Origin of the sequence: Flaviflexus equikiangi, assembly GCF_014069875.1 — a bacterium.
GTDB lineage: Bacteria > Actinomycetota > Actinomycetes > Actinomycetales > Actinomycetaceae > Flaviflexus > Flaviflexus equikiangi.
Window position 1 is genome coordinate 217,075 of record NZ_CP059676.1, and the last position, 18,997, is coordinate 236,071.

General features: G+C 62.4%; 17 protein-coding genes and 1 tRNA gene. 15 read left to right on the top strand and 3 right to left on the bottom strand.

Annotation, left to right across the window (positions count from 1 at the left end):
- Window positions 1-55: 55 nt before the first annotated feature.
- Together H2O75_RS01090 and H2O75_RS01095 are read left to right on the top strand one after the other, a co-directional pair.
- A complete protein-coding gene (locus tag H2O75_RS01090) occupies window positions 56-466 on the top strand; it encodes a MarR family winged helix-turn-helix transcriptional regulator (RefSeq protein ID WP_182172498.1) in 411 nt (136 codons plus the stop codon).
- Window positions 463-1,860: an MFS transporter gene (locus H2O75_RS01095; protein ID WP_182172501.1), complete on the top strand. Its 1,398-nt coding sequence runs from the start codon at window positions 463-465 to the stop codon at window positions 1,858-1,860. Before H2O75_RS01090 ends, H2O75_RS01095 begins: the two co-directional genes overlap by 4 nt.
- Here the strand turns inward: H2O75_RS01095 and serC are convergent.
- Window positions 1,805-2,893, bottom strand: a complete 1,089-nt coding sequence (gene serC / locus H2O75_RS01100) for a phosphoserine transaminase (RefSeq protein ID WP_182172504.1) — start codon at window positions 2,891-2,893, stop codon at window positions 1,805-1,807. The two genes, H2O75_RS01095 and serC, sit on opposite strands and share 56 nt — an antisense overlap.
- A gap of 78 nt (window positions 2,894-2,971) precedes the next feature.
- Here serC and H2O75_RS01105 point away from each other — a divergent pair, with 78 nt between their 5' ends.
- From H2O75_RS01105 to H2O75_RS01130, 6 genes are all read left to right on the top strand, one after another.
- The gene (locus H2O75_RS01105) at window positions 2,972-3,652 is read left to right on the top strand and encodes a metal-dependent transcriptional regulator (protein ID WP_182172507.1); all 681 of its coding nucleotides are present in this window, start codon (window positions 2,972-2,974) and stop codon (window positions 3,650-3,652) included.
- 87 nt (window positions 3,653-3,739) lie between these two features.
- Window positions 3,740-4,492 carry a C40 family peptidase gene (locus H2O75_RS01110; protein ID WP_182172510.1) on the top strand — a complete coding sequence of 251 codons (753 nt, stop codon included), beginning with the start codon at window positions 3,740-3,742 and terminating at the stop codon, window positions 4,490-4,492.
- Between the two features lie 501 nt (window positions 4,493-4,993).
- Window positions 4,994-5,662 carry a C40 family peptidase gene (locus H2O75_RS01115; RefSeq protein WP_259365270.1) on the top strand — a complete coding sequence of 223 codons (669 nt, stop codon included), beginning with the start codon at window positions 4,994-4,996 and terminating at the stop codon, window positions 5,660-5,662.
- Between the two features lie 234 nt (window positions 5,663-5,896).
- Window positions 5,897-6,829, top strand: coding sequence for a universal stress protein (locus tag H2O75_RS01120; protein ID WP_182172516.1), 933 nt, complete (start codon window positions 5,897-5,899; stop codon window positions 6,827-6,829).
- Window positions 6,830-6,855: 26 nt separating this feature from the next.
- Window positions 6,856-6,927 (top strand) — tRNA-Arg (locus H2O75_RS01125).
- 244 nt (window positions 6,928-7,171) lie between these two features.
- Window positions 7,172-7,315 carry a hypothetical protein gene (locus tag H2O75_RS01130; RefSeq protein ID WP_182172519.1) on the top strand — a complete coding sequence of 48 codons (144 nt, stop codon included), beginning with the start codon at window positions 7,172-7,174 and terminating at the stop codon, window positions 7,313-7,315.
- A gap of 235 nt (window positions 7,316-7,550) precedes the next feature.
- Here H2O75_RS01130 and H2O75_RS01135 read toward each other — a convergent pair whose 3' ends face one another.
- Window positions 7,551-7,862 carry an HAD family hydrolase gene (locus tag H2O75_RS01135; protein WP_182172522.1) on the bottom strand — a complete coding sequence of 104 codons (312 nt, stop codon included), beginning with the start codon at window positions 7,860-7,862 and terminating at the stop codon, window positions 7,551-7,553.
- A gap of 620 nt (window positions 7,863-8,482) precedes the next feature.
- Between H2O75_RS01135 and H2O75_RS01140 the strand changes: the two genes are divergently transcribed.
- A complete protein-coding gene (locus H2O75_RS01140) occupies window positions 8,483-8,983 on the top strand; it encodes a hypothetical protein (protein WP_182172525.1) in 501 nt (166 codons plus the stop codon).
- On the opposite strand, the gene H2O75_RS01145 is transcribed toward H2O75_RS01140, so the two are convergent.
- The gene (locus H2O75_RS01145; protein WP_182172528.1) at window positions 8,980-10,452 is read right to left on the bottom strand and encodes an NAD-dependent succinate-semialdehyde dehydrogenase; all 1,473 of its coding nucleotides are present in this window, start codon (window positions 10,450-10,452) and stop codon (window positions 8,980-8,982) included. The genes H2O75_RS01140 and H2O75_RS01145 overlap by 4 nt on opposite strands.
- Before the next feature lie 248 nt (window positions 10,453-10,700).
- On the opposite strand from H2O75_RS01145, the gene H2O75_RS01150 reads away from it, so the two are divergent.
- From H2O75_RS01150 to H2O75_RS01175, 6 genes are all read left to right on the top strand, one after another.
- Entirely contained in the window at window positions 10,701-12,149 is a 1,449-nt protein-coding gene (locus tag H2O75_RS01150; RefSeq protein WP_259365271.1) for a fumarylacetoacetate hydrolase family protein, read from the top strand.
- 42 nt (window positions 12,150-12,191) lie between these two features.
- Complete coding sequence (locus H2O75_RS01155; protein WP_182172535.1) at window positions 12,192-13,727, top strand: aldehyde dehydrogenase; 1,536 nt, start codon at window positions 12,192-12,194, stop codon at window positions 13,725-13,727.
- Between the two features lie 92 nt (window positions 13,728-13,819).
- On the top strand, window positions 13,820-14,890 hold the full coding sequence (hpaD, locus tag H2O75_RS01160) for a 3,4-dihydroxyphenylacetate 2,3-dioxygenase (protein WP_182172539.1): 1,071 nt from the start codon (window positions 13,820-13,822) through the stop codon (window positions 14,888-14,890).
- Between the two features lie 2 nt (window positions 14,891-14,892).
- Complete coding sequence (locus tag H2O75_RS01165; protein WP_182172542.1) at window positions 14,893-16,305, top strand: MFS transporter; 1,413 nt, start codon at window positions 14,893-14,895, stop codon at window positions 16,303-16,305.
- An 89-nt stretch (window positions 16,306-16,394) separates the two neighbouring features.
- A complete protein-coding gene (locus tag H2O75_RS01170) occupies window positions 16,395-17,057 on the top strand; it encodes a GntR family transcriptional regulator (protein WP_182172546.1) in 663 nt (220 codons plus the stop codon).
- 46 nt (window positions 17,058-17,103) lie between these two features.
- Window positions 17,104-18,969 (top strand): FAD-dependent monooxygenase, encoded by a 1,866-nt coding sequence (locus H2O75_RS01175; protein ID WP_182172549.1) that lies wholly within the window; start codon window positions 17,104-17,106, stop codon window positions 18,967-18,969.
- The last annotated feature ends 28 nt before the right edge of the window (window positions 18,970-18,997 follow it).

An 18,997-nucleotide genomic window follows, 5' to 3' on the forward strand; every position in this document is an offset into this window, starting at 1 on the left:
TAGACCGCCGACAGCTATGGTTTCCTAGGTTAACTATTCGCTATAATGGTTAATCGTGTTAGAAAGCTCTTCTGTCGCCGAGTCATTGAGATTCGCCGTGCTTCACCTCTCTCGCGGTCTACGCGGAGCGGGAAAGCTCGGCGAATCTCGCTATTGCGTCCTCTCGGCCCTCTCGGCCAGCCCCATGACGGTCAGCGCGCTCGCATTCCACGGCCGCGTCTCCGTTGCCTCCATGTCCAAGCTCGTGTCGGCCATGGTCGAGGCGGGCCTCGTCCAGCGCGAACGGGACGTGGTCGATGCTCGACGGGTCGACATCTCGATCACCGAGGCGGGCCGCGAGGCGCTGGCCGCGGCGGCAGACGACGGAGTGGAATGGCTACATCGGCATATAGACGGATTGGAAGGTGAAGATATCATCACTCTCAGCCGCGCGGCGGCAATCATGAGGACGATGATCACCACGTGAAGCGTACTTTTTTCTCTCTCAAGTATTACAACTATCGGGTCTGGTTCTTCACCGCCATCGTTGCGAACACGGGGACGTGGATGCAGCGGGTGGCGCAGGATTGGCTGGTGCTGACCGAGCTCACGGACAATGACGGTTTCGCCGTGGGTGTGACGACCGCACTGCAGTTCCTGCCGCTGCTCTTCGTCACTCCCTACGCCGGGGTCCTTGCGGACAGGTACGACAAGCGGAAGATCATGTACGTCACGCAGTCCCTCATGGGGCTCCTGGCGGCAGGACTGGGCGTCCTCGTGCTGACAGACCGAGCGACGGTGGAGATCGTCTACATCTTCGCATTCCTCCTCGGCACGGTCGCGGCCTTCGACACCCCGCCCCGCCAGGTCTTCGTCTCCGAACTCGTCGAACCCAAGCACCTGACCAACGCGATCGGGCTGAACTCGGCAAGCTTCAACAGCGCCCGCCTCATCGGCCCCGCAGCCGCAGGCCTCCTCATCGCCCTTGTCGGCACCGGCTGGGTCTTCATCATCAACGGCGTATCCTTCGGCGCGACACTCCTCGGCCTCATGCTCATGAAGTCCGCCAAGTTCTATCCGGTCAAACATCAGCCGCGCAACAAGGGCCAGATCCGCCAAGCAGCATCCTACGTCCGCCATCGCACAGACATCATGGTCATCATGGTCGTGGCAGGCGTGGTCTCGTGCCTGGGCCTCAACTTCCAGCTCACGAGTGCGACGATGGCGAGCGAGGTCTTCGGGAAGGATGCTGGGGAGTATGGCCTCCTGGGATCCATCATGGGGATCGGCTCCCTCACGGGCGCGCTCATGGCCGCCCGCCGCGGCGAAGCCCGAGTCCGGCTCGTCGTCATCGCAGCATTCGGCTTCGGCATCGCGGCCGGTGTCAACGCACTCATGCCGACCTATTGGACGTACGCGATCTCCTGCATCCTCGTCGGATACTTCACCCTCACCCTCCTCACGAGCGCCAACATGGCGATCCAGACATCGGTCGATCCGATGATGAGGGGCAGGATCATGGCCCTCTACCAGGTGGTCCTCATGGGATCGACGCCTCTCGGAGCTCCCGTCGTCGGCTGGATCTCCGCCAATGTCCACCCCAGGTGGGGGATCGGAGTCGGCGCTATCGCCGCCATCCTCGTCTCGATCGGTGCCCTCTTCTGGGTGCGCCGCCACTGGAACGTGACCTTCGAATACAGCAAGCAGAGGCCGCACCTCGTCATCATCGGCCCCGCCGAACATGCGGAACGGCGGGAGTCACGCGAGCACGGTCGTCGCCGCAGCGAGCGGACGCTCGACGCGACAACCCAGGAGCATGCGGCTCTCAGCGCGGGCTCAGTTGCTGTCCCACCCAGGACAGCGACTCCAGAAGAGCCCTGACATCGTCAGGCTCCGTGGCCGGGAATGTCGCAACCCGCAGCTGGTTGCGACCCAGGCCGCGGTAGCCGTCGATATCGACGATCCCCGATCGGCGGCAGATCGCGCTGATCTCGTCCGCGGGCAGATCGACATCAATGGTTGCAACGACCTGGGATCGGTACTGGTCGGCAACGAACGGATGTGCCCACTCTGTGCGCTCCGCCCATTCATAGACCAGGTCCGACATTGCTGTCGTCCGAGCATCCATCGCGGCCAGCCCGCCCTCCGCCAGCATCCAGCCGAGCTGGCGGTCGAGAAGATGAAGGGTTGCCAGGGCTGGGGTATTGAGCGTCTGATTCTTCCGCGAGTTCTCGAGAGCGAGGCGAAGGTTGAGGATGTCAGGGACCCAGCGCTTCGACGTCAGGGTGTGGATGCGGGCGATGGCGGCGGGAGACAGAACGGCGAACCATAGCCCGCCGTCGGATGCGAAGCATTTCTGGGGCGAGAAATAGTAGACGTCGGCCTCGTGCGGATCGAAGGACACTCCTCCGGCGGCCGAGGTCGCATCGACAACGGTCAGAGCGTCTGTGTCGCCGCACCGGGTCACGGGAAGCATCGCCCCGGTCGAGGTCTCGTTCTGGGGATAGAGATAGGTGTCGATGCCGTCCGAGATCGTCGGCAGGGTTGCCGAACCCGCTGGTGCCTCGTCGATCTCCGGATCGTGAACGAACGGATTCTTGGTAATAGCGGAGGCCGCCTTCGCGGAGAACTGGCCGAAGGTCGCGGCACGCGCCCTGTCCTCAACGAGACAGAAGGGGATAGCGTCCCACAGGAGCGATGCTCCGCCGTTGCCGAGAGCGATCTCGTAGCCATCGGGCAAACCGAAAAGGTCAGTCAGGCCTTCCCTAATTCGACCGACGACGTCCTTCACGGGGGCCTGTCTGTGGGATGTTCCGATCCATCGAGGGTCTAGGCTTGCATGGTCAGCCGGCACCTTGGAAGGGCCGGCGCCGAAGCGACCATCCGCAGGAAGTAGTGACGTGGGAATCAGCATGATTCGATCTTCGCAAACTTCACGCTTTTTGACACGGGTGTCCAGATAGAGTGGGTTCAAGTCTGTGCAGGAGGAAAAGTGGCTGATCTGATCGATACTGGCGAGATGTACCTCAAGACGGTGTACGAGCTGGAGGAGGAAGGCATCCCGCCGCTCCGTGCTCGCATCGCCGAGCGTCTCGAGCATTCCGGGCCGACCGTCTCGGAGACCGTCAACCGGCTCTCGCGCGATGGTCTGTTGACGGTCGGAACGAGCCGTCAGCTGGAACTCACCGTGGAAGGCCGTCGCAAGGCCACCGAGGTCATGCGCAAGCACCGTCTCGCCGAGCGCCTCCTCATCGATGTTATCGGCATGGACTGGCAGTACGTCCACGAAGAAGCATGCCGGTGGGAACACGTCATGTCCGATCGAGTGACGAAGAAGCTTGAGGAAGTTCTCGGCGACGTCACCTTCGACCCGTACGGGAATCCGATCCCGGCAATGGTCGAGGGCCCCGGCGAGCTCGTGGCAGGCCAGTCGGGCCTCGTCGCTCTGTCTGACATCGACCTGTCAGAGCCCGTCACCGCGACACTCCGGAGGATCGCGGAGCCGCTCCAGGTGGATGTGGAGCTTCTGGCGGCCTTCGACGACGCCGGGATCCGCCCGGGCAACGAGGTAACCGTTGTGTCGACGCCGATCGGGCTCAGCATCACGGGATCCGCGTCCGCGATTCACGACCTCCCGGACGCGGTTGGCAAGCATCTTTTCATTGACGCCTAGGTCACAAAAAGTCACCACTTGTGACATATTCGTTATCTTCCGTTATCCTCTTGATCTGTAAGGTCTTCACAGGATTTCAGGAGAGACATGTCAAACAGTCGTCGCGGCCGCCACGCTGCCCCCAGGGTCCGCCCTTCGTCCGCGCTCACCGTTGCCGCGGTTTCAGCCGCCTTCGGCATGACAGCAACCGCAGCAGTTGCGGCTCCGTCATCTGATGCGGACGCTCCCGCGGCGAAGCTGACCTCCCTCGACGTGCCGCAGACGCCCGCCGTGATCGGTGTCGATCTCCCGGAAGACTCCACTGTCGAGCTCGACGCGATCACCGTGACCTCTGTCGAAGCTCCTGAGCCTGTCGTTGAGGAAGCCGTCGTCGAGGCTCCTGTCGAGGCCCGCGTCGTGACCGCTGAGGCGCCTGCGGAAGCCGCGACCACCACGACGGTCGATGCGCCGACGACTGAGGTTGCCACGGCACCCGTCGAGGAGACCGCTCCCGCTCCCGTCGTCTCGGGAGGCAACTACTCGGTCGTCGCCATTGCTCGCTCCTACGTGGGAGCGCCCTACGTCTTCGGCGGAACCACCCCTGCAGGATGGGACTGCTCAGGCTTCACCTCCTACGTCTTCGCGCAGGCCGGCATCTCCCTGCCTCGCTCCTCCGGTGCCCAGCTCTACGCCGGCACGATCGTGCCCGCCTCTCAGGCGCAGCCCGGCGATCTCGTCTGGTGGCCAGGCCACGTCGGCATCTACACCGGCAACGGCATGCACATCGCAGCCCGCAACCCCTCCGCGGGAACCTACGAGGGCCCGGTCTACGGCTCTCCCACCTACATCCGCGTCGGCTAAGACGCGAAAGCGGACGGCCAGTGCCATGCACTGGCCGTTCTTGCATCTGCAAACACTCCACATGCCGATCGATAGGGAGGGGTGGCCGGCTGGTCCCCCGCCCGAAAGCGTCCTGCAGGCTCGCACGTACCTCCACAGATCCGTTCGGACCGCCCCACCATCACGTGCGAGATAGGCCACATTTATAACGGCGTGTGACCCGGCTCGCGTGATCTTTCGTTGCGGTATGGCGGTTTCATTTTTCGGCCATTTTCCCTCTGTAACAAATTGTTATCGAAGCGTGACATTTCCGTTTCTCTATTGTTATAGTTTTTGAAGTTCGCCCAGCGGACGGCGTCATCTCGGCGCCATGCAATAACAGACGAATGAAAACACGCGGGTTCTCCCGCTTGGAGAAATTACACAATGATCAAGTCTCAGCGTTCCGGCCGTCACGTGGCTGCCCCCGCCGTCAAGCCAATGACCGCCGGCGTCGTCACCGCAGCCGCTGCAACTACGGGCATGATATTCAGTGCCACCGTCCCCGCCGCCCTTGCTGCTGAGGAAGAGGTCGGCGCATCCGAGCAGATCGACCTGGCCCAGGAGCCGGTCGAAGAGCTCGCCACAGAATTCACCGTCCAGACAGACGGTGCGCAGGACTTCGCTCTCGATAGCGTGACAGTCTCCGCACAGGCACCTGTTGTGGCGGAACCTGTGGTTGAGGAGGTCGCTACGGCTCCCGAGGTTATCGCAGCTCCCGAGGTTGCGGCCGTCCCGGCTCAGACGACCACGCAGGCCCCCGCCCAGGTCGAGACTGTCGAGGAGACGGTCCAGGCACCTGCCGCTCCCGTCGCATCGGGTCGTGGCGCTCAGGTTGTCGCGATCGCACGCTCCTACGTCGGTGCGCCCTACGTGTGGGGCGGCACGAGCCCGGCAGGATGGGACTGCATCGGCTTCGCAGGCTACGTCTACCGCCAGGTCGGCGTGAGCCTCCCCGCATCCTCCTCTGCCGCGCGCTACGCCGGCACCCAGGTCTCAGCCGCTGAGGCTCAGCCCGGCGACCTCATGTGGTGGCCCGGCCACGTCGGCATCTACACCGGCAACGGCATGCACATCGCTGCCTGGAATCCCTCCATGGGAACCAAGGAAGCAGCTGTCTGGGGCAGCCCGATCTACCTGCGCGTCCTCTAGATCAACCCAATTTTTCGCAGTGGGGGCCGGTCACAACCGGCCCCCACTGCTGTGCTCCGGTCTCGTTCCAGCCCGAACGGATGCGACCAAGGTCCGCGTGTCGAGCTCGATGCTGTGCACTGGGGCGGGAAAGGTGGGCCGATGAACAGATTGCCGCACACCATTTGCGATCCGTTGGTACGGAAAAGTCTCGCGAGCGGTAAACTAGCGGCATGACCTGAGAAGGAGGCCGCCATGACGCACGACAACGTTGTCGCCGTTGGTATCGATGGTTCGGAGAGATCAGACATTGCCCTGACCTGGGCGATTGAGCAGGCGCAGCGCCGGGACGCGCGTCTGCATATCGTGTCCTCCTACGAACTGCCCACCTATACAGCACACACATTCGAGGGGGCAGGAGCCTCCATCGACTCTCGGCTCTTCGAGGCTGCGAATGAGTTCCTCGACATCGCGGTCAAGCGTTCCCAAGCCGCTGGAGTGGAGACATCCTCCTCGCTCGAGACGGGTGATCCTGCCGCCATCCTCGTCGAACTGTCGAAGAAGGTTGCCACCGTCGTCGTCGGTTCACGCGGGCGTGGCAGTTTCGCGGACCGGCTGCTCGGAACCGTCTCGAGCGCAGTGCCGGCTCACGCCTACTGCCCGACTGTCGTCGTACCCGAGCAATCCGGGGGGTCCTGCCTGCCCGTACGGCACATCGTCGTCGGCGTGGACGGCTCAGACTCATCGAATATCGCTCTCGAGCGCGCCATCTGGGAGGCTGAGCGCTGGCAGGCCAAGCTGACCGCCGTCGCGGCCGTCAACATGGGATCGATCGCGTGGATGCCGGGGGCGGGATACTCCGTCGATGTGCTCGACGACGTAAGGTCCGGACTCGAGGTCGTCGTCGCGAAGGCGACCGAGGGCTTCGATATCGATGTGCGCACCCATGCCCTTGAGGGGAACCCGGCCGCTCTCATGGCCGAGTTCTCGACCGCGGTCGACCTGCTCGTCATCGGCACGAGGGGCCGCGGCGGGTTTGCTGGCCTGCTCCTCGGATCGACAAGCCAAGCGATCCTGCACCACTCGACATGCCCTGTCATGGTCGTTCCCCGCAGGGTCAAGCCGGGAGATGACGTACCTCCCATTTCTCCGACCGTGACGGACGTCCCGTGGAATAGGCCCGAGTAGAAAGTTTCGGTAAACTGGAGAGCGTTGCCCTCGTAGCTCAGCGGAAGAGCAATCGCCTCCTAAGCGATAGGTCGTTGGTTCGAATCCAATCGAGGGCACCGCGGCAGAACCCGTTCTGCGTGCTGGCTCGGCAGATGTCATGAGGCTCTGCCGAGCCGGTTTTTGTCTTCCTGCAGGTAGAGCCTGTAGGCTAGCGATTCGCGCTTGAACTATATCTTCAGTATTATGGCGAGCGTCACACTGAGAAGTGTCGGTGTCTGCGATGGCACCGGTTGCAGCGATATGTCGTATCGCTCCTCGGTTCACTCGTGGCTAGTCCACGACCGTATAGAAGGAGACATTATGTGGTTAACCCTGATTATCGTCGGTCTGGCGCTGCTCCTCGTGGGCGTCTTTGTTGAGGCTGCCAAGTTCCTCATCTGGCTCGGCATCATCATTCTCGTCGTGTCCGCCGTCATGTCGCTCCTTAGTCGAGCCAAGCGGTAGACGAACAGTGGCAGGCCTGCTCCCCGTGGAATGACTATCCACGGGGAGCAGGCCTTTCACGTGGACAGGTAGGCCTGAGCCCGGCTTTAAGCTGATCCGGTGTCTCGAGGGTGGTATCGGCCCTGATGGGGATGCGGAAGGGATGTGATGGTTGCCCCGGCACGGGAACGAGGACGGTAGCGAGCACGCCTGCCCGATGCCTGCGCAGAACATCCCTATCCACACGATCTCCCACCTACACGCAGGAGGCTGCCGGTAGCCCCAGAACATCCGCTGCGCGGTGGATGAGAGAGGGATTGGGTTTGCGAGCCCCTGCCCCACCCGAATAGACCTCCGCGCCGATGAGATCGGACAGGCCGTGGTCTGTGAGGCAGGTGTGGTGGACAGAGCCGAAGAATGCGTTCGAGGCGATCCCGACGGGAAGGTCAAGACAGGCATCGATGTGATGCCGTGCTTCGGCGTCGCCGTTGTGGTTCTCTGCAAGACGGTCAAGTTCGTGGTGGAGCATGCCACGAAGCGGATCCCGAACAGCCGGCGCGATCTGCACACGCTGATAGTGATGGATGATGAGCGCTTCGACGTCGTTCGTCAGGATCGCTGCATGCGTGCAGTCGGTGCGCTTTCGATGACGCCCGAGACTCTGCGCTCAGGAGTCGTTATGGCCGGGGGTTATGAGGATGGGATCTTTGCCTTAGCTTTGCAGAGATGAGCACAACCGAGCATAGAGACCCATGGATAATCGACTCAATGTGTCCAGGGGACGAGAATGTACGTTCTAGCATTTGAGCAGAAGGAGTGATTAAAGCAAGAAAGGTAAAGTATGAAGACGAGTCGATTGCCAGTCACATCCCGCACAATCGAGCTCAATCTGTGTGTTCCGATGGGCAGCACAACCTTGGCATATGCGAGTGACAGGTTATGACATGAGTTGGGATTTCCTCGTAATTTTCATAAGCGCCATACAATTCTTGATTCTACTTCTCTTCGCATTTCTGCTTGTCAAAGTAATAAGAATGCTGGGTCATCTGATCGAGCAGAAGGAAGAAAAGGTAGTGAGACCCAAAGACGACCCACCAGCTCACTGATGAGCTCTAGTTGCGGCCTGGATGCGCGTGCTTCTAGGCCACGATCTCTTCACGCTCTCTGCAAGGAAAGCGTTTGAGGAACATGCGCAGGATTGTTTCCCTTATTGATCTGATTGGTGACCGCGCTCAGCTTGCTCAGGGCAACAGTGAGGTCATCGACGGTGCCGGTGCGGCTAATCGCTCAGTGAACATTGCTGTTTCACTATCGGAATCTTCCATTTCTCTTCACCCTGTAGTGGTGCTGTCATCAACGAATCACACCTTGCCAGAAGAACTCCGCCACGTAGACCTGATCAAAAAGAATGGAAAACAAGGTAAACGCCTAGGAAGTAGACCCAGGACACCTCACACCTCTGCGGGAAGCAAGGGGCGCGACATTGAATCCGGCCGCAGGCCGAAAGCGATGTGGACGGCCCTGACATCGGCAGGAATCCTGGTGCGGGGGAGAGGTGCGGACGCGACCACTGATCTCGTCCGCACCTCTCCCCCCAACCCCCGGGTTCATCTCGGACAGGGCGATGAAGCCGCCGAAATCGAGAATCAGACCCTGCTGGGGTGTTGTCCCCTCAACATCCTCTCTTAGCTCAGATCGGGAGCGGGCATGCCGACATAGACGGTCTCGAGATATTCCTCGATGCCCTCCTTGCCGCCCTCTCGCCCCAGACCCGACTGCTTCAATCCTCCGAAGGGTGCGGCGGTGTTGGAGATCGTCGCACTGTTGACGCCCAGCATGCCGATCTCGAGCTTCTCGGCGAGGCGGAGGATACGGGGAAGATCATTCGTGTGGAAGTAGCCCGCCAGGCCCACGGAGTCCGCATTGATGATCGACACGAGCTCCTTCTCGTCCGTGAACCGGACGACGGGCGCGACGGGTCCGAAGATCTCTTCCGTCATGATCTCCGCATCGACCGTCACATCCGTGAGAACGGTCGGCTCGAAGAAGAAGCCGCGATCGCCGTGGCGCTTCCCGCCGACCCGGATCGAGGCCCCGCCCTCGACCGCGCGCTCGACAAGACCCGACACGTCCGTCAGCTGCTGCTGCGACACGAGCGGGCCGACGTCGACTCCCTCCTGGGTGCCGTCTCCGACGGTCTGGGACGAGAGGGCGTCCGCGAACTTCGAGGTGAATTCGTCATAGACGGCGTCGTGGACGAAGAAATGATCGGCCGCATTGCAGGCCTCTCCCATGTTCCTCATCTTCGTCGCAACCGCGGCGGTCACGGCCCGATCGATATCCGCATCCTCGAAGACGATGAAGGGGGCGTTCCCGCCGAGTTCCATCGACGTGCGCAGAACGTTCTCGGCAGCCTCCTTGAGAAGCGCCTTGCCCACAGCTGTCGAGCCCGTGAAGGAGAGCTTGCGGAGACGAGGATCGGCGATGATGGGGCCGGTGATGGTGCGGGATTCGGCAGACGGGATGACCGAGAGGACGCCCGCGGGAAGCCCTGCCTCGTGCATGATCTTCGCGAAGAACAGCGACGTCAGCGGTGTTTCCTTCGACGGCTTGAGGATCGCGACGTTGCCGGCCGCGAACGCGGGCCCAGCCTTGCGGGTCGCCATCGCGAGGGGGAAGTTCCAGGGGGTGATGAAGAGGCAGGGACCGATGGGCCGGCGCACGACGATCGCCTGAAGGTGGCCTTCGGGGATCCGGAAGTAGTCGCCCCGGATTCTCGTCGCCTCCTCGGCGAACCAGCGCAGGAAGGATGCTCCGTAGGTCACTTCCCCGTCGGCCTGATCGAGCGGTTTGCCCATCTCCAGCGTCATGAGGAGAGCGAGGTCCTTGCGGTAGGTGGTCGTGGCGAGCTCGAATGCTCGGTAGAGGATGTCTGATCGGGTGCGAGGGGGCGTTGCCGCCCATGTCTCCTGAGCCGCGACCGCGATATCGAGAGCATGCGCTCCGTCTTCCGGCGTTGCCGATGCCACGGTTGTGAGAACCTCACCCGTTGCGGGGTTGAGGACCTCGAATCGCTCGCCCGAGCTCGAGGGTCGAAACTCACCATCGATGAACAGATCGGTTGGGATCGTGGATAAGAGTTTGTCGATTGTGGACATTGGAACTTCTCCTTCGAAGTGACCCGTGGGGTTTCCCTCCACCTTAGCGTCCGCTTCGCGATGCTCGACCTCGCGCTCGATGCGCGGCGACGAAACTCGTCGAAGCACTTTCCATTTTGAGGTTGACATCACTGCAAACCTTCGACATGATCATATCACAGATCGTATACGAAACAAGATATGAATCTGATGAGGGTGCTCGTTTCTCAGGGAATCGGGCGCTCATGTCGGTTGCAAAGGAGCAGGCGTTGAGTGACAGCATCTCGGACCAGATCGGCCATCCCGTCGGCAAGATCATCGCCGTCCATCTCGCGTACCCCTCACGTGCCGCCCAGCGCGGGCGAGTGCCGAACGAGGCCTCGTACTTCCTCAAGGCAAGCTCATCGCTCACCGGCCCCGGCACTGTCTCCCGCCCTCACGGCACGGAGCTCCTCGTCTTCGAAGGCGAGATCGCGCTCGTCATCGGAACGACTGGACGCAACATCTCCGAGGAGGACGCCTGGTCCCACGTGGGGTGGGTGACGGCCAGCAACGACATGGGGATCCTTGACTTCCGCGCGGCAGACAAGGGCTCCAATGTGCGATCGAAGTCGGGCGATGGCATGACGCCGATCGGCCCACATCTCATCGATGCCTCCCGAGTCGACCCGGCCGCTCTCCATATTCGGACAACCGTCGATGGTGCGGTCGTCCAGGACGACTCCTCCTCCACCCTGCTCTTCAGCTTTGCCCACATGATCGCCGACCTGTCGCGGTTCATGACACTCCACGTCGGCGACGTGATCCTGACGGGAACCCCGGCGGGATCCTCGGTCCTGCAGCCAGGACAGACGGTCACAGTCGAAGTGTTCTCCGAAGAAGACCCGCTCCTGACCTCCGGCGAACTCACAACAGCGGTCGTCGAGGGGCCGCCTCTCGCGGACGTGGGTTCAGGGCCGGCAGTGTCCGCCCAGCAGCGCATCGACGCCTGGGGAAGCCGGGACGCGGCAGGGCTTGAGCCTGAGTTCGACCTGACTGCAGACCTTCGCGAACGCCTCTCCGCTGTCGCCGTCGCAACCCTCTCGTCCGTGCTGCGGGCCAAGGGATACCCCAACGTATCGATTGATGGTGTCCACCCCATGGTGGGCGGGATGACAATCGTGGGCAGGGCGAGAACCCTGCGCTACGTCGCCCATCGCCCCGACCTCTTCGCGGCCCACGGCGGCGGATATAACGCCCAGAAGCGTGCGGTCGATTCGATCAACCCGGGGGAGGTGCTGGTCATGGAGGCGCGTTCGATGGAGTTCGCCGGCACTCTCGGTGACATTCTGGCTCTCCGCGCACAGGTTCGCGGCGCTGCAGGCATCATCACCGATGGGGCTGTGCGTGACTGGGGCCCGGTCGGGCAGGTCGGTCTTCCCGTGTTCGCCCAGGCGGCGCACCCCTCCGTCCTCGGACGGGTCCACATCCCGTGGAGCGTCGACGACACGATCACGTGCGGGGGAGCGACCGTCCAGCCGGGCGATGTCATCGTGGGAGACGATGACGGTGCGATCGTCATCCCGCCCGCGCTCGTGCGTGAGGTTCTCGAGGCGGCAGAGAAGCAGGAGGCAGAGGAGGAGTTCATCGCGGCCATGGTCGCGGACGGCCATCCGGTCGAGGGGCTCTATCCGATGAATGAGCAGTGGCGCGAGCGCTATCGCGCCACTGGTCGGTAAGACACGTTGTTGCGCCGGTACACCGGTTCGAATGAAGGAGAAATGATGGCGACGAAGCCAGCGGGAATCCCCGACGGGATCCAGCACTACTACGGCGGGGCACTGCACGATTCCGTGTCCGGTGACGTGTTCGATGTTCTCGAGCCCACCACGAACGAGCCCTACGTGACGGCAGCGGCCGGAGACAAGGCCGATATCGATCGTGCGGTTGCCGCCGCCAAGCACGCATTCGACCACGGCCCCTGGCCCCGCATGCTTCCCCGGGAACGAGCCACCATCCTCTATCGCATCGCCGATGAGGTCGCGAAGATCAACGATGAGCTCGCCGCCGTCGAGTCCTACGATTCGGGCCTGCCGATCCGTCAGGCGAAGGGCCAGGCCAATCGGGCGGCCGAGAACTTCCGTTTCTTCGCCGATCTCATCGTCGCCCAGGTCGACCAGGCGTTCAAGATGCCGGGGAGGCAGATCAACTACGTCAACCGCAAGCCGCTCGGCGTTGCCGGTCTCATCACGCCCTGGAACACGCCGTTCATGCAGGAGTCGTGGAAGCTGGCCCCAGCATTGGCCTCCGGATGCACGGTGGTCCTCAAGCCAGCCGAGTTCACCCCTGTCTCTGCCAACCTGTGGGTCGACATCATGGAGCGGGCAGGTGTTCCGGACGGAGTCTTCAACATCGTCTACGGCTATGGTGCCACCGCTGGCGACGCTCTCGTCAAGCATCCCGACGCGACACTGATCTCCTTCACGGGCTCGCTCGCGACGGGCAAGACCGTCTACGCGAACGGCGCCTCGAACATGAAGCATCTGTCGCTCGAGCTGGGCGGCAAATCACCCGCGATCATCTTCGATGATGCCGACTTCGACAAGGCACTCGACTCGACACTCTTCGGCGTCTTCTCCCTCAACGGGGAACGGTGCACAGCATCGTCCAGGATTCTCGTCCAGCGCACGATCTACGACAGGTTCGTGGCAGCATACGCGGAACGTGCGGAGAAGATCGTCGTCGGCCCTCCCTCCGATCCCGTCACCGAGATCGCCGCACTCGTCCACCCCGAGCACTATGACAAGGTCACGTCCTACATCGAGATCGGCAAGCAGGAGGCACGGCTCGTGACAGGAGGCGGACGGCCTTCCCACCTGCCCGTCGGGAACTATGTCGAACCGACGGTCTTCGCCGACGTTGCCCCCGATGCTCGGATCTTCCAGGAAGAGATCTTCGGTCCCGTCGTCGCCATCACGCCCTTCGACACGGAGGACGAGGCAATAGCACTCGCCAACGATGTCGAATACGGTCTCGCGGCATACGTGTGGACGAGCGATGTCGCTCGAGCGCACAACGTGGCCGGAGCAATCGAGTCCGGGATGGTGTGGATCAACTCCCACAACGTCCGTGACCTGCGCACTCCCTTCGGGGGCGTCAAGGGCTCCGGCCTCGGACACGAGGGCGGCTACCGTTCGCTCGACTTCTATTCAGTCCAACAATCCATCCACGTCACCCTCGGGGACGTGCACACGACGCGCTTCGGAGCCACCGGCTATTCGGAGAACGATCTTGGTCTCGGCGGCCCCAGCGCCTGACGAGCATCCCGGGAACCCACAGTTCCCAACGGCTTCACAACAATCACGGATACGTATTCACCCACCTTGAAAATCAAATGAAGGAGACTGACATGTCGAAGAGGACATTCACCAGCCCCGAAGTGCCCGCCCCGGATATTCTCCGCTGCGCCTACATGGATCTCGTCGTCACCGACCTCGCAAAGTCGCGAGAGTTCTACGTCGACATCCTGGGACTCGTCGTCACGGAAGAGAACGAGAACGAGATCTACCTGCGCTCGTTCGACGAGTTCATCCACCACAACCTCGTCCTCCGGGAGGGAGAGACGGCCGCAGTCGCCGCATTCGCCTTCCGCGTCCGCAGCCAGGACGAGGTCGAGAAAGCCGAAGCCTACTACCGGGCCCTCGGCTGCGAGACGAGGCGCGGAGACTTCACCAACGGGGTGCGCAACGCCGTCCGCGTCGTCGATCCGCTCGGCTTCCCCTACGAGTTCTTCTTCGAGACGGACCACGTCGAACGCCAAGCCTGGGCATACGACAAGCAGGGCCCGGGAGCTCTCGTCAACCTCGACCATTTCAACCAGGTCTACCCGGACGTGCCGTTCGGAGCCGAATATCTCGCCGACCTCGGCTTCCGCAAGACCGAGCAGATCGCGGACGACAACGACGTCACGTACGCGGCATGGTTCGCGCGCAAGTCCACCGTGCACGATACCGCCCTGACGGGCGGCACCGGGCCGGCCATGCACCACATCGCGTTCTCCACCCACGAGAAGCACAACATCCTCTACATCTGCGACAAGCTCGGCGCTCTTCGGCTCTCGGATCGGATCGAACGCGGCCCGGGCAGGCATGGCGTGTCGAACGCGTTCTACCTGTACCTGCGGGATCCGGATGGTCACCGCGTCGAGATCTACACGCAGGACTACTACACGGGAGACCCCGACAACCCGACCGTCACGTGGGATGTTCACGACAACCAGCGCCGCGACTGGTGGGGCAATCCCGTCGTCCCGTCCTGGTACACGGAGGCGTCCCGCGTGCTCGATCTCGACGGGAATGTGCAGCCGCTCCAGGAGCGCACGGATTCGCGCGAGATGGACGTGACGATCGGTGCCGACGGCTTCTCATACACCCGAAAGGGTGACACCGTTGAGGGCTTCAAGCTCGGCGAGCAGGTCTGATCATGGCGCAGACACAAGCTGAGATCATTCTCAACGCCAAGAAGTCCGAAGACCGCAGGGTTGCCCTCGGAACCCTTGTCGGCACCGCGGTCGAATGGTACGACTTCTTCATCTACGCGAACGCCGCGGCGATCGTGCTCGCGCCGCTCTTCTTCGACCCGTTCGTCGAAGGCTCGGGAGAGCTGGCTGGACGCCTCATCTCCTTCGCAACGGTCGGCATCTCCTTCTTCTTCCGTCCCCTCGGCGCGGCAGTGGCAGGACACTTCGGCGACAGGCTGGGCCGAAAGGTCATGCTCGTCGCGACCCTCATGCTCATGGGCGTGGCAACGTTCCTCATCGGCGTCCTGCCCACCTACGCCCAGATCGGCTTCTGGGCCCCAGCCCTCCTCATGTTCCTGCGCGTCTGCCAGGGATTCGCGGCAGGCGGCGAATGGGGAGGGGCTGCGCTCATGGCAGTCGAGCATGCTCCCGCGAAGAGGCGAGGCCTGTTCGGCGGCTTCCCGCAGATCGGTGTTCCGCTCGGCATGCTCATGGCAACCGTTGCACTCTGGGCCGTCGATACTCTTACCACGGAAGAACAGTTCCTGTCGTGGGGCTGGCGCATCCCCTTCCTCTTCTCCATCGTCCTCATCGTCATCGGCATGGTGATCCGTCTCGGCGTCTCCGAATCCCCGGTCATGGCAGAGATCGCGGAAAGCGAAGACCAGGTCCGTCTCCCCATCGTCGAAATGTTCCGCACAGCGTGGCGCCCTCTCATCCAGTGCGCACTCATCTTCATGGGCAACGGCGTGGCCGGCTACATGATCGCCGGAGGCTATGTCCTGTCCTATACGGTCAACGATCTGGGCCTCGACAGGGAAACGATGCTCACTCTCATCTCCCTCACGTCAGCGGTCTGGATCGGGACGACACTCCTCGCCGCGTGGGCGTCGGACAAGATCACGCGAAAGACGACCTATCTCATCGGCTTCGTCCTGCAGCTGGTGTGGGTGTTCCCGCTCTTCCTGCTCATCGATACCGAGAACTATCTCCTCATCGGCGTCGGTCTCGTCATCCTCTCCATCCCACTCGGCTTCACCTACGGCCAGCAGTCGGCCATGTTCGCCGAAGCGTTCCCCGCCAAGATCCGCTACTCGGGTGCCGGACTTGCCAATGCGATCGGCGCGATTCTCGGCGGCGCCTTCGCTCCCCTCATCGCAACAGCTCTGCAGGCCGAGTTCCAGACATCGATGGCGGTGGCCGGATACATCTTCATCATCACGGTCATCGCCCTCATCACCACCTTCACCTTGAAGGATCGAACGGGTCGGCCACTTACGGCAGAGGCCGATGCCGAACTCAACAGGAAGATCGAGAAGATCGCAGCGAAGACGGACGCCATCCCGGTGACCTTCGAACGCGGCGCAGGCTTCTGATAATCCTCTCCCCAGCCGTGCCTTAGACTTGGGCGGCGGGACGCAGGTCCCGCCCCCTCTAAGACCCGGTACCTCATGAAAGTGACACCATGGCAAAGGCATCGTCGACATCGAAATCCGACCTGGTCTACAACCAGCTCCGTACCCGCATCATCGACGGGTACTACAGTCCCGGATATCGATTGGTGCTCTCCTCTCTCGCAGCGGAGTTCAACGTGTCGACCGTCCCTGTCCGCGAAGCAATCCGCTGGCTTGAAGCGGAATCTCTCGTGGAATATACGCACAATGTCGGGGCCCAGGTTTCCACTGTCGATGCGGCGGGCTATGCGGAGTCGATGAATATTCTCGCCCTCCTCGAAGGCGCGGTGACTGCACTGTCAGCGCCCCACCTGACGGAGGCCGATCTCGACGAAGCAGATGCATGCAACAGGGAGATGCTTGCCCTGACAGAATCGCCCAGCTTCGACTCCACCGCCTACCGAAGGCTCAACAGCCGCTTCCACGACGTTCTCTGCGGCAGGTGCCCGAACGAACGTCTCCATTCACTCATGACCACCGAGGCCGAGCGGGTCAGTCGCATCCGCCGGACGTCATTCAAGTTCACCGCCAGCCGATCGCATCATTCGATCGACCAGCATTCTCATCTCCTCGACCTTATCCGCAGTGGCGCGGAGGCTGACGAGATCGAGCTCTTTGCGAGGGCGCACAAGCTCACTTCGCTGCGCGAAGCACTGCTCGTGAACGACGTCTAGCAGTGCGGCACTGCCGCATGCCTCATCCGATTCTTAAGGATGACCAATGAAGTTCCACCACCACGGCTACGTGTCAGAAAACCCCCGCAACAAGCCGGCGGCCGGCGTCGGCATCGACAGGCAGCCGGGATTGCCGGACGAGATGGATGTCCTCATCGTCGGTTCCGGCCCCGCCGGGATGATGACAGCAGCCCAGCTGTCCGTCTTCCCCGAGATCCGCACCCTCATCATCGACAGGCGGCCAAGCCGCCTCGAGCTCGGCCACGCCGACGGCATCCAGGCGCGCACGGTCGAGACCTTCGAAGCGTTCGGCTTCGGACGGGAGATCGTTGCGGAGGCCTACCGGATCACGGAGACGGCGTTCTGGAAGCCCAACCCCGAGAACACTGACGAGATCGTCCGTACCGCGATCACCGAGGATGATCCGTACGACCTGTCTGAGTTCGAGCACATCATCGTCAACCAGGCTCGCGTCCTCGACTATTTCGTCGAGTTCATGGCAGACCAGCCGACGAAGATGGCACCCGATTACGGCTACGAGTTCATCGGCCTCACGGTCGGCGACGGGGAGTACCCGGTGACGGTGGACCTGCTCGTCACGGCAGGCCCCGACGAGGGCAAGACTCGCACGGTCCGAGCGAAATACGTGCTCGGAGCAGACGGCGCACGGTCAAAGGTGCGCGAAGCGATCGGTGCCACCCACCAGGGCAAGATCTCCTACCATGCGTGGGGAGTGGCCGACGTCGTCGCGAAGACCGACTTCCCCGATATCAGGCTCAAATCGATCATCAACTCCCCGAAGGGCAACATCCTCCATATTCCCCGCGAGGGCGGGTTCCTGTTCCGCTCCTACGTGGACCTCGGCGAGGTGCCCGAAGACGACAACCGCGAGATCCGGAAGACTCCGCTGGACGAGATCATTCGCCGCGCGAACGAGATCATGGCGCCCTACACGCTCGACGTCCAGGACGTTGCCTGGTGGTCCGTGTACGAAGTCGGACATCGCGTGACCGACCGGTTCGATGATGTCGCCGATGGTGATGAGGGATTCCCGCGGGTCTTCATCGCGGGCGATGCGTGCCACACGCATTCCGCCAAGGCGGGTCAGGGCATGAACGTGTCGATGCAGGACGGCTTCAATCTCGGGTGGAAGCTCGCGCAGGTGCTGCGCGGCTACTCGTCAGAGAGACTGCTGCGCACATACACGCAGGAGCGCCAGAAGATCGCCCAGGATCTCATCGACTTCGACCTTGAATGGTCGAGCCGCATGGCGGGGGCGGACGACGGGGAGTCGATCGAGGAGTTCTATGTTCGCACAGCAGAATTCCCGGCAGGGTTCATGACCCAATACCAGCCCGGACTGCTCGTCTCCGCCGAGGCGAAACAGGAACTGGCGACAGGATATCCGCTGGGCAAGCGCTTCAAGTCGGCACGAGCCGTCCGGAGGGCAGACGCCAACCCCATCCACATCGGACACGAGCATCGCGCCGATGGTCGGTGGCGGATCTACGTCTTCGCAGACGGCGCACATCCCACAACCCCATCACCGGTCGATGGCTTCGCTGCCTGGCTGGGCGGCGACCCCTCCTCCCCGCTTGTCCGCTGCACGAAACCGGGACAGGAACCAGACTCGGTCTTCGACATCAAGGTCATCTACCAGCAGGCACTTCACGACTTCGATGTCACGGACGCACCGTCCGTGTTCCGTCCCGAGGTCGGCCCGTTCCGCGTCGAGGACTGGGGCCAGGTCTACGGCGTCATGGCAGATGAGGACATCTTCGACCTTCGCGGCATCTCCCGCGATGGTGCGGTGATCGTTGTCCGGCCCGACATGTATGTCGCCCACATCGCCGCACTCGAGGACACGGCTTCGCTCGCGCGCTTCTTCGATCCCATCTTCGACTTGAGCTGACGTGCGGCCCGAGGGATCGGGCCGCACA

What these genes read in the sequence shown, in the direction of transcription:
- H2O75_RS01170 (WP_182172546.1), top strand. Translation starts at nt 16,395, where the DNA reads ATGGCAAAGGCATCGTCGACATCGAAATCCGACCTGGTCTACAACCAG.
- hpaD (WP_182172539.1), top strand. Translation starts at nt 13,820, where the DNA reads ATGTCGAAGAGGACATTCACCAGCCCCGAAGTGCCCGCCCCGGATATT.
- H2O75_RS01175 (WP_182172549.1), top strand. Translation starts at nt 17,104, where the DNA reads ATGAAGTTCCACCACCACGGCTACGTGTCAGAAAACCCCCGCAACAAG.
- H2O75_RS01155 (WP_182172535.1), top strand. Translation starts at nt 12,192, where the DNA reads ATGATGGCGACGAAGCCAGCGGGAATCCCCGACGGGATCCAGCACTAC.
- H2O75_RS01115 (WP_259365270.1), top strand. Translation starts at nt 4,994, where the DNA reads ATGATATTCAGTGCCACCGTCCCCGCCGCCCTTGCTGCTGAGGAAGAG.
- serC (WP_182172504.1), bottom strand. Translation starts at nt 2,893, where the DNA reads ATGCTGATTCCCACGTCACTACTTCCTGCGGATGGTCGCTTCGGCGCC.
- H2O75_RS01145 (WP_182172528.1), bottom strand. Translation starts at nt 10,452, where the DNA reads ATGTCCACAATCGACAAACTCTTATCCACGATCCCAACCGATCTGTTC.
- H2O75_RS01165 (WP_182172542.1), top strand. Translation starts at nt 14,893, where the DNA reads ATGGCGCAGACACAAGCTGAGATCATTCTCAACGCCAAGAAGTCCGAA.
- H2O75_RS01110 (WP_182172510.1), top strand. Translation starts at nt 3,740, where the DNA reads ATGTCAAACAGTCGTCGCGGCCGCCACGCTGCCCCCAGGGTCCGCCCT.
- H2O75_RS01120 (WP_182172516.1), top strand. Translation starts at nt 5,897, where the DNA reads ATGACGCACGACAACGTTGTCGCCGTTGGTATCGATGGTTCGGAGAGA.
- H2O75_RS01130 (WP_182172519.1), top strand. Translation starts at nt 7,172, where the DNA reads ATGTGGTTAACCCTGATTATCGTCGGTCTGGCGCTGCTCCTCGTGGGC.
- H2O75_RS01140 (WP_182172525.1), top strand. Translation starts at nt 8,483, where the DNA reads ATGCGCAGGATTGTTTCCCTTATTGATCTGATTGGTGACCGCGCTCAG.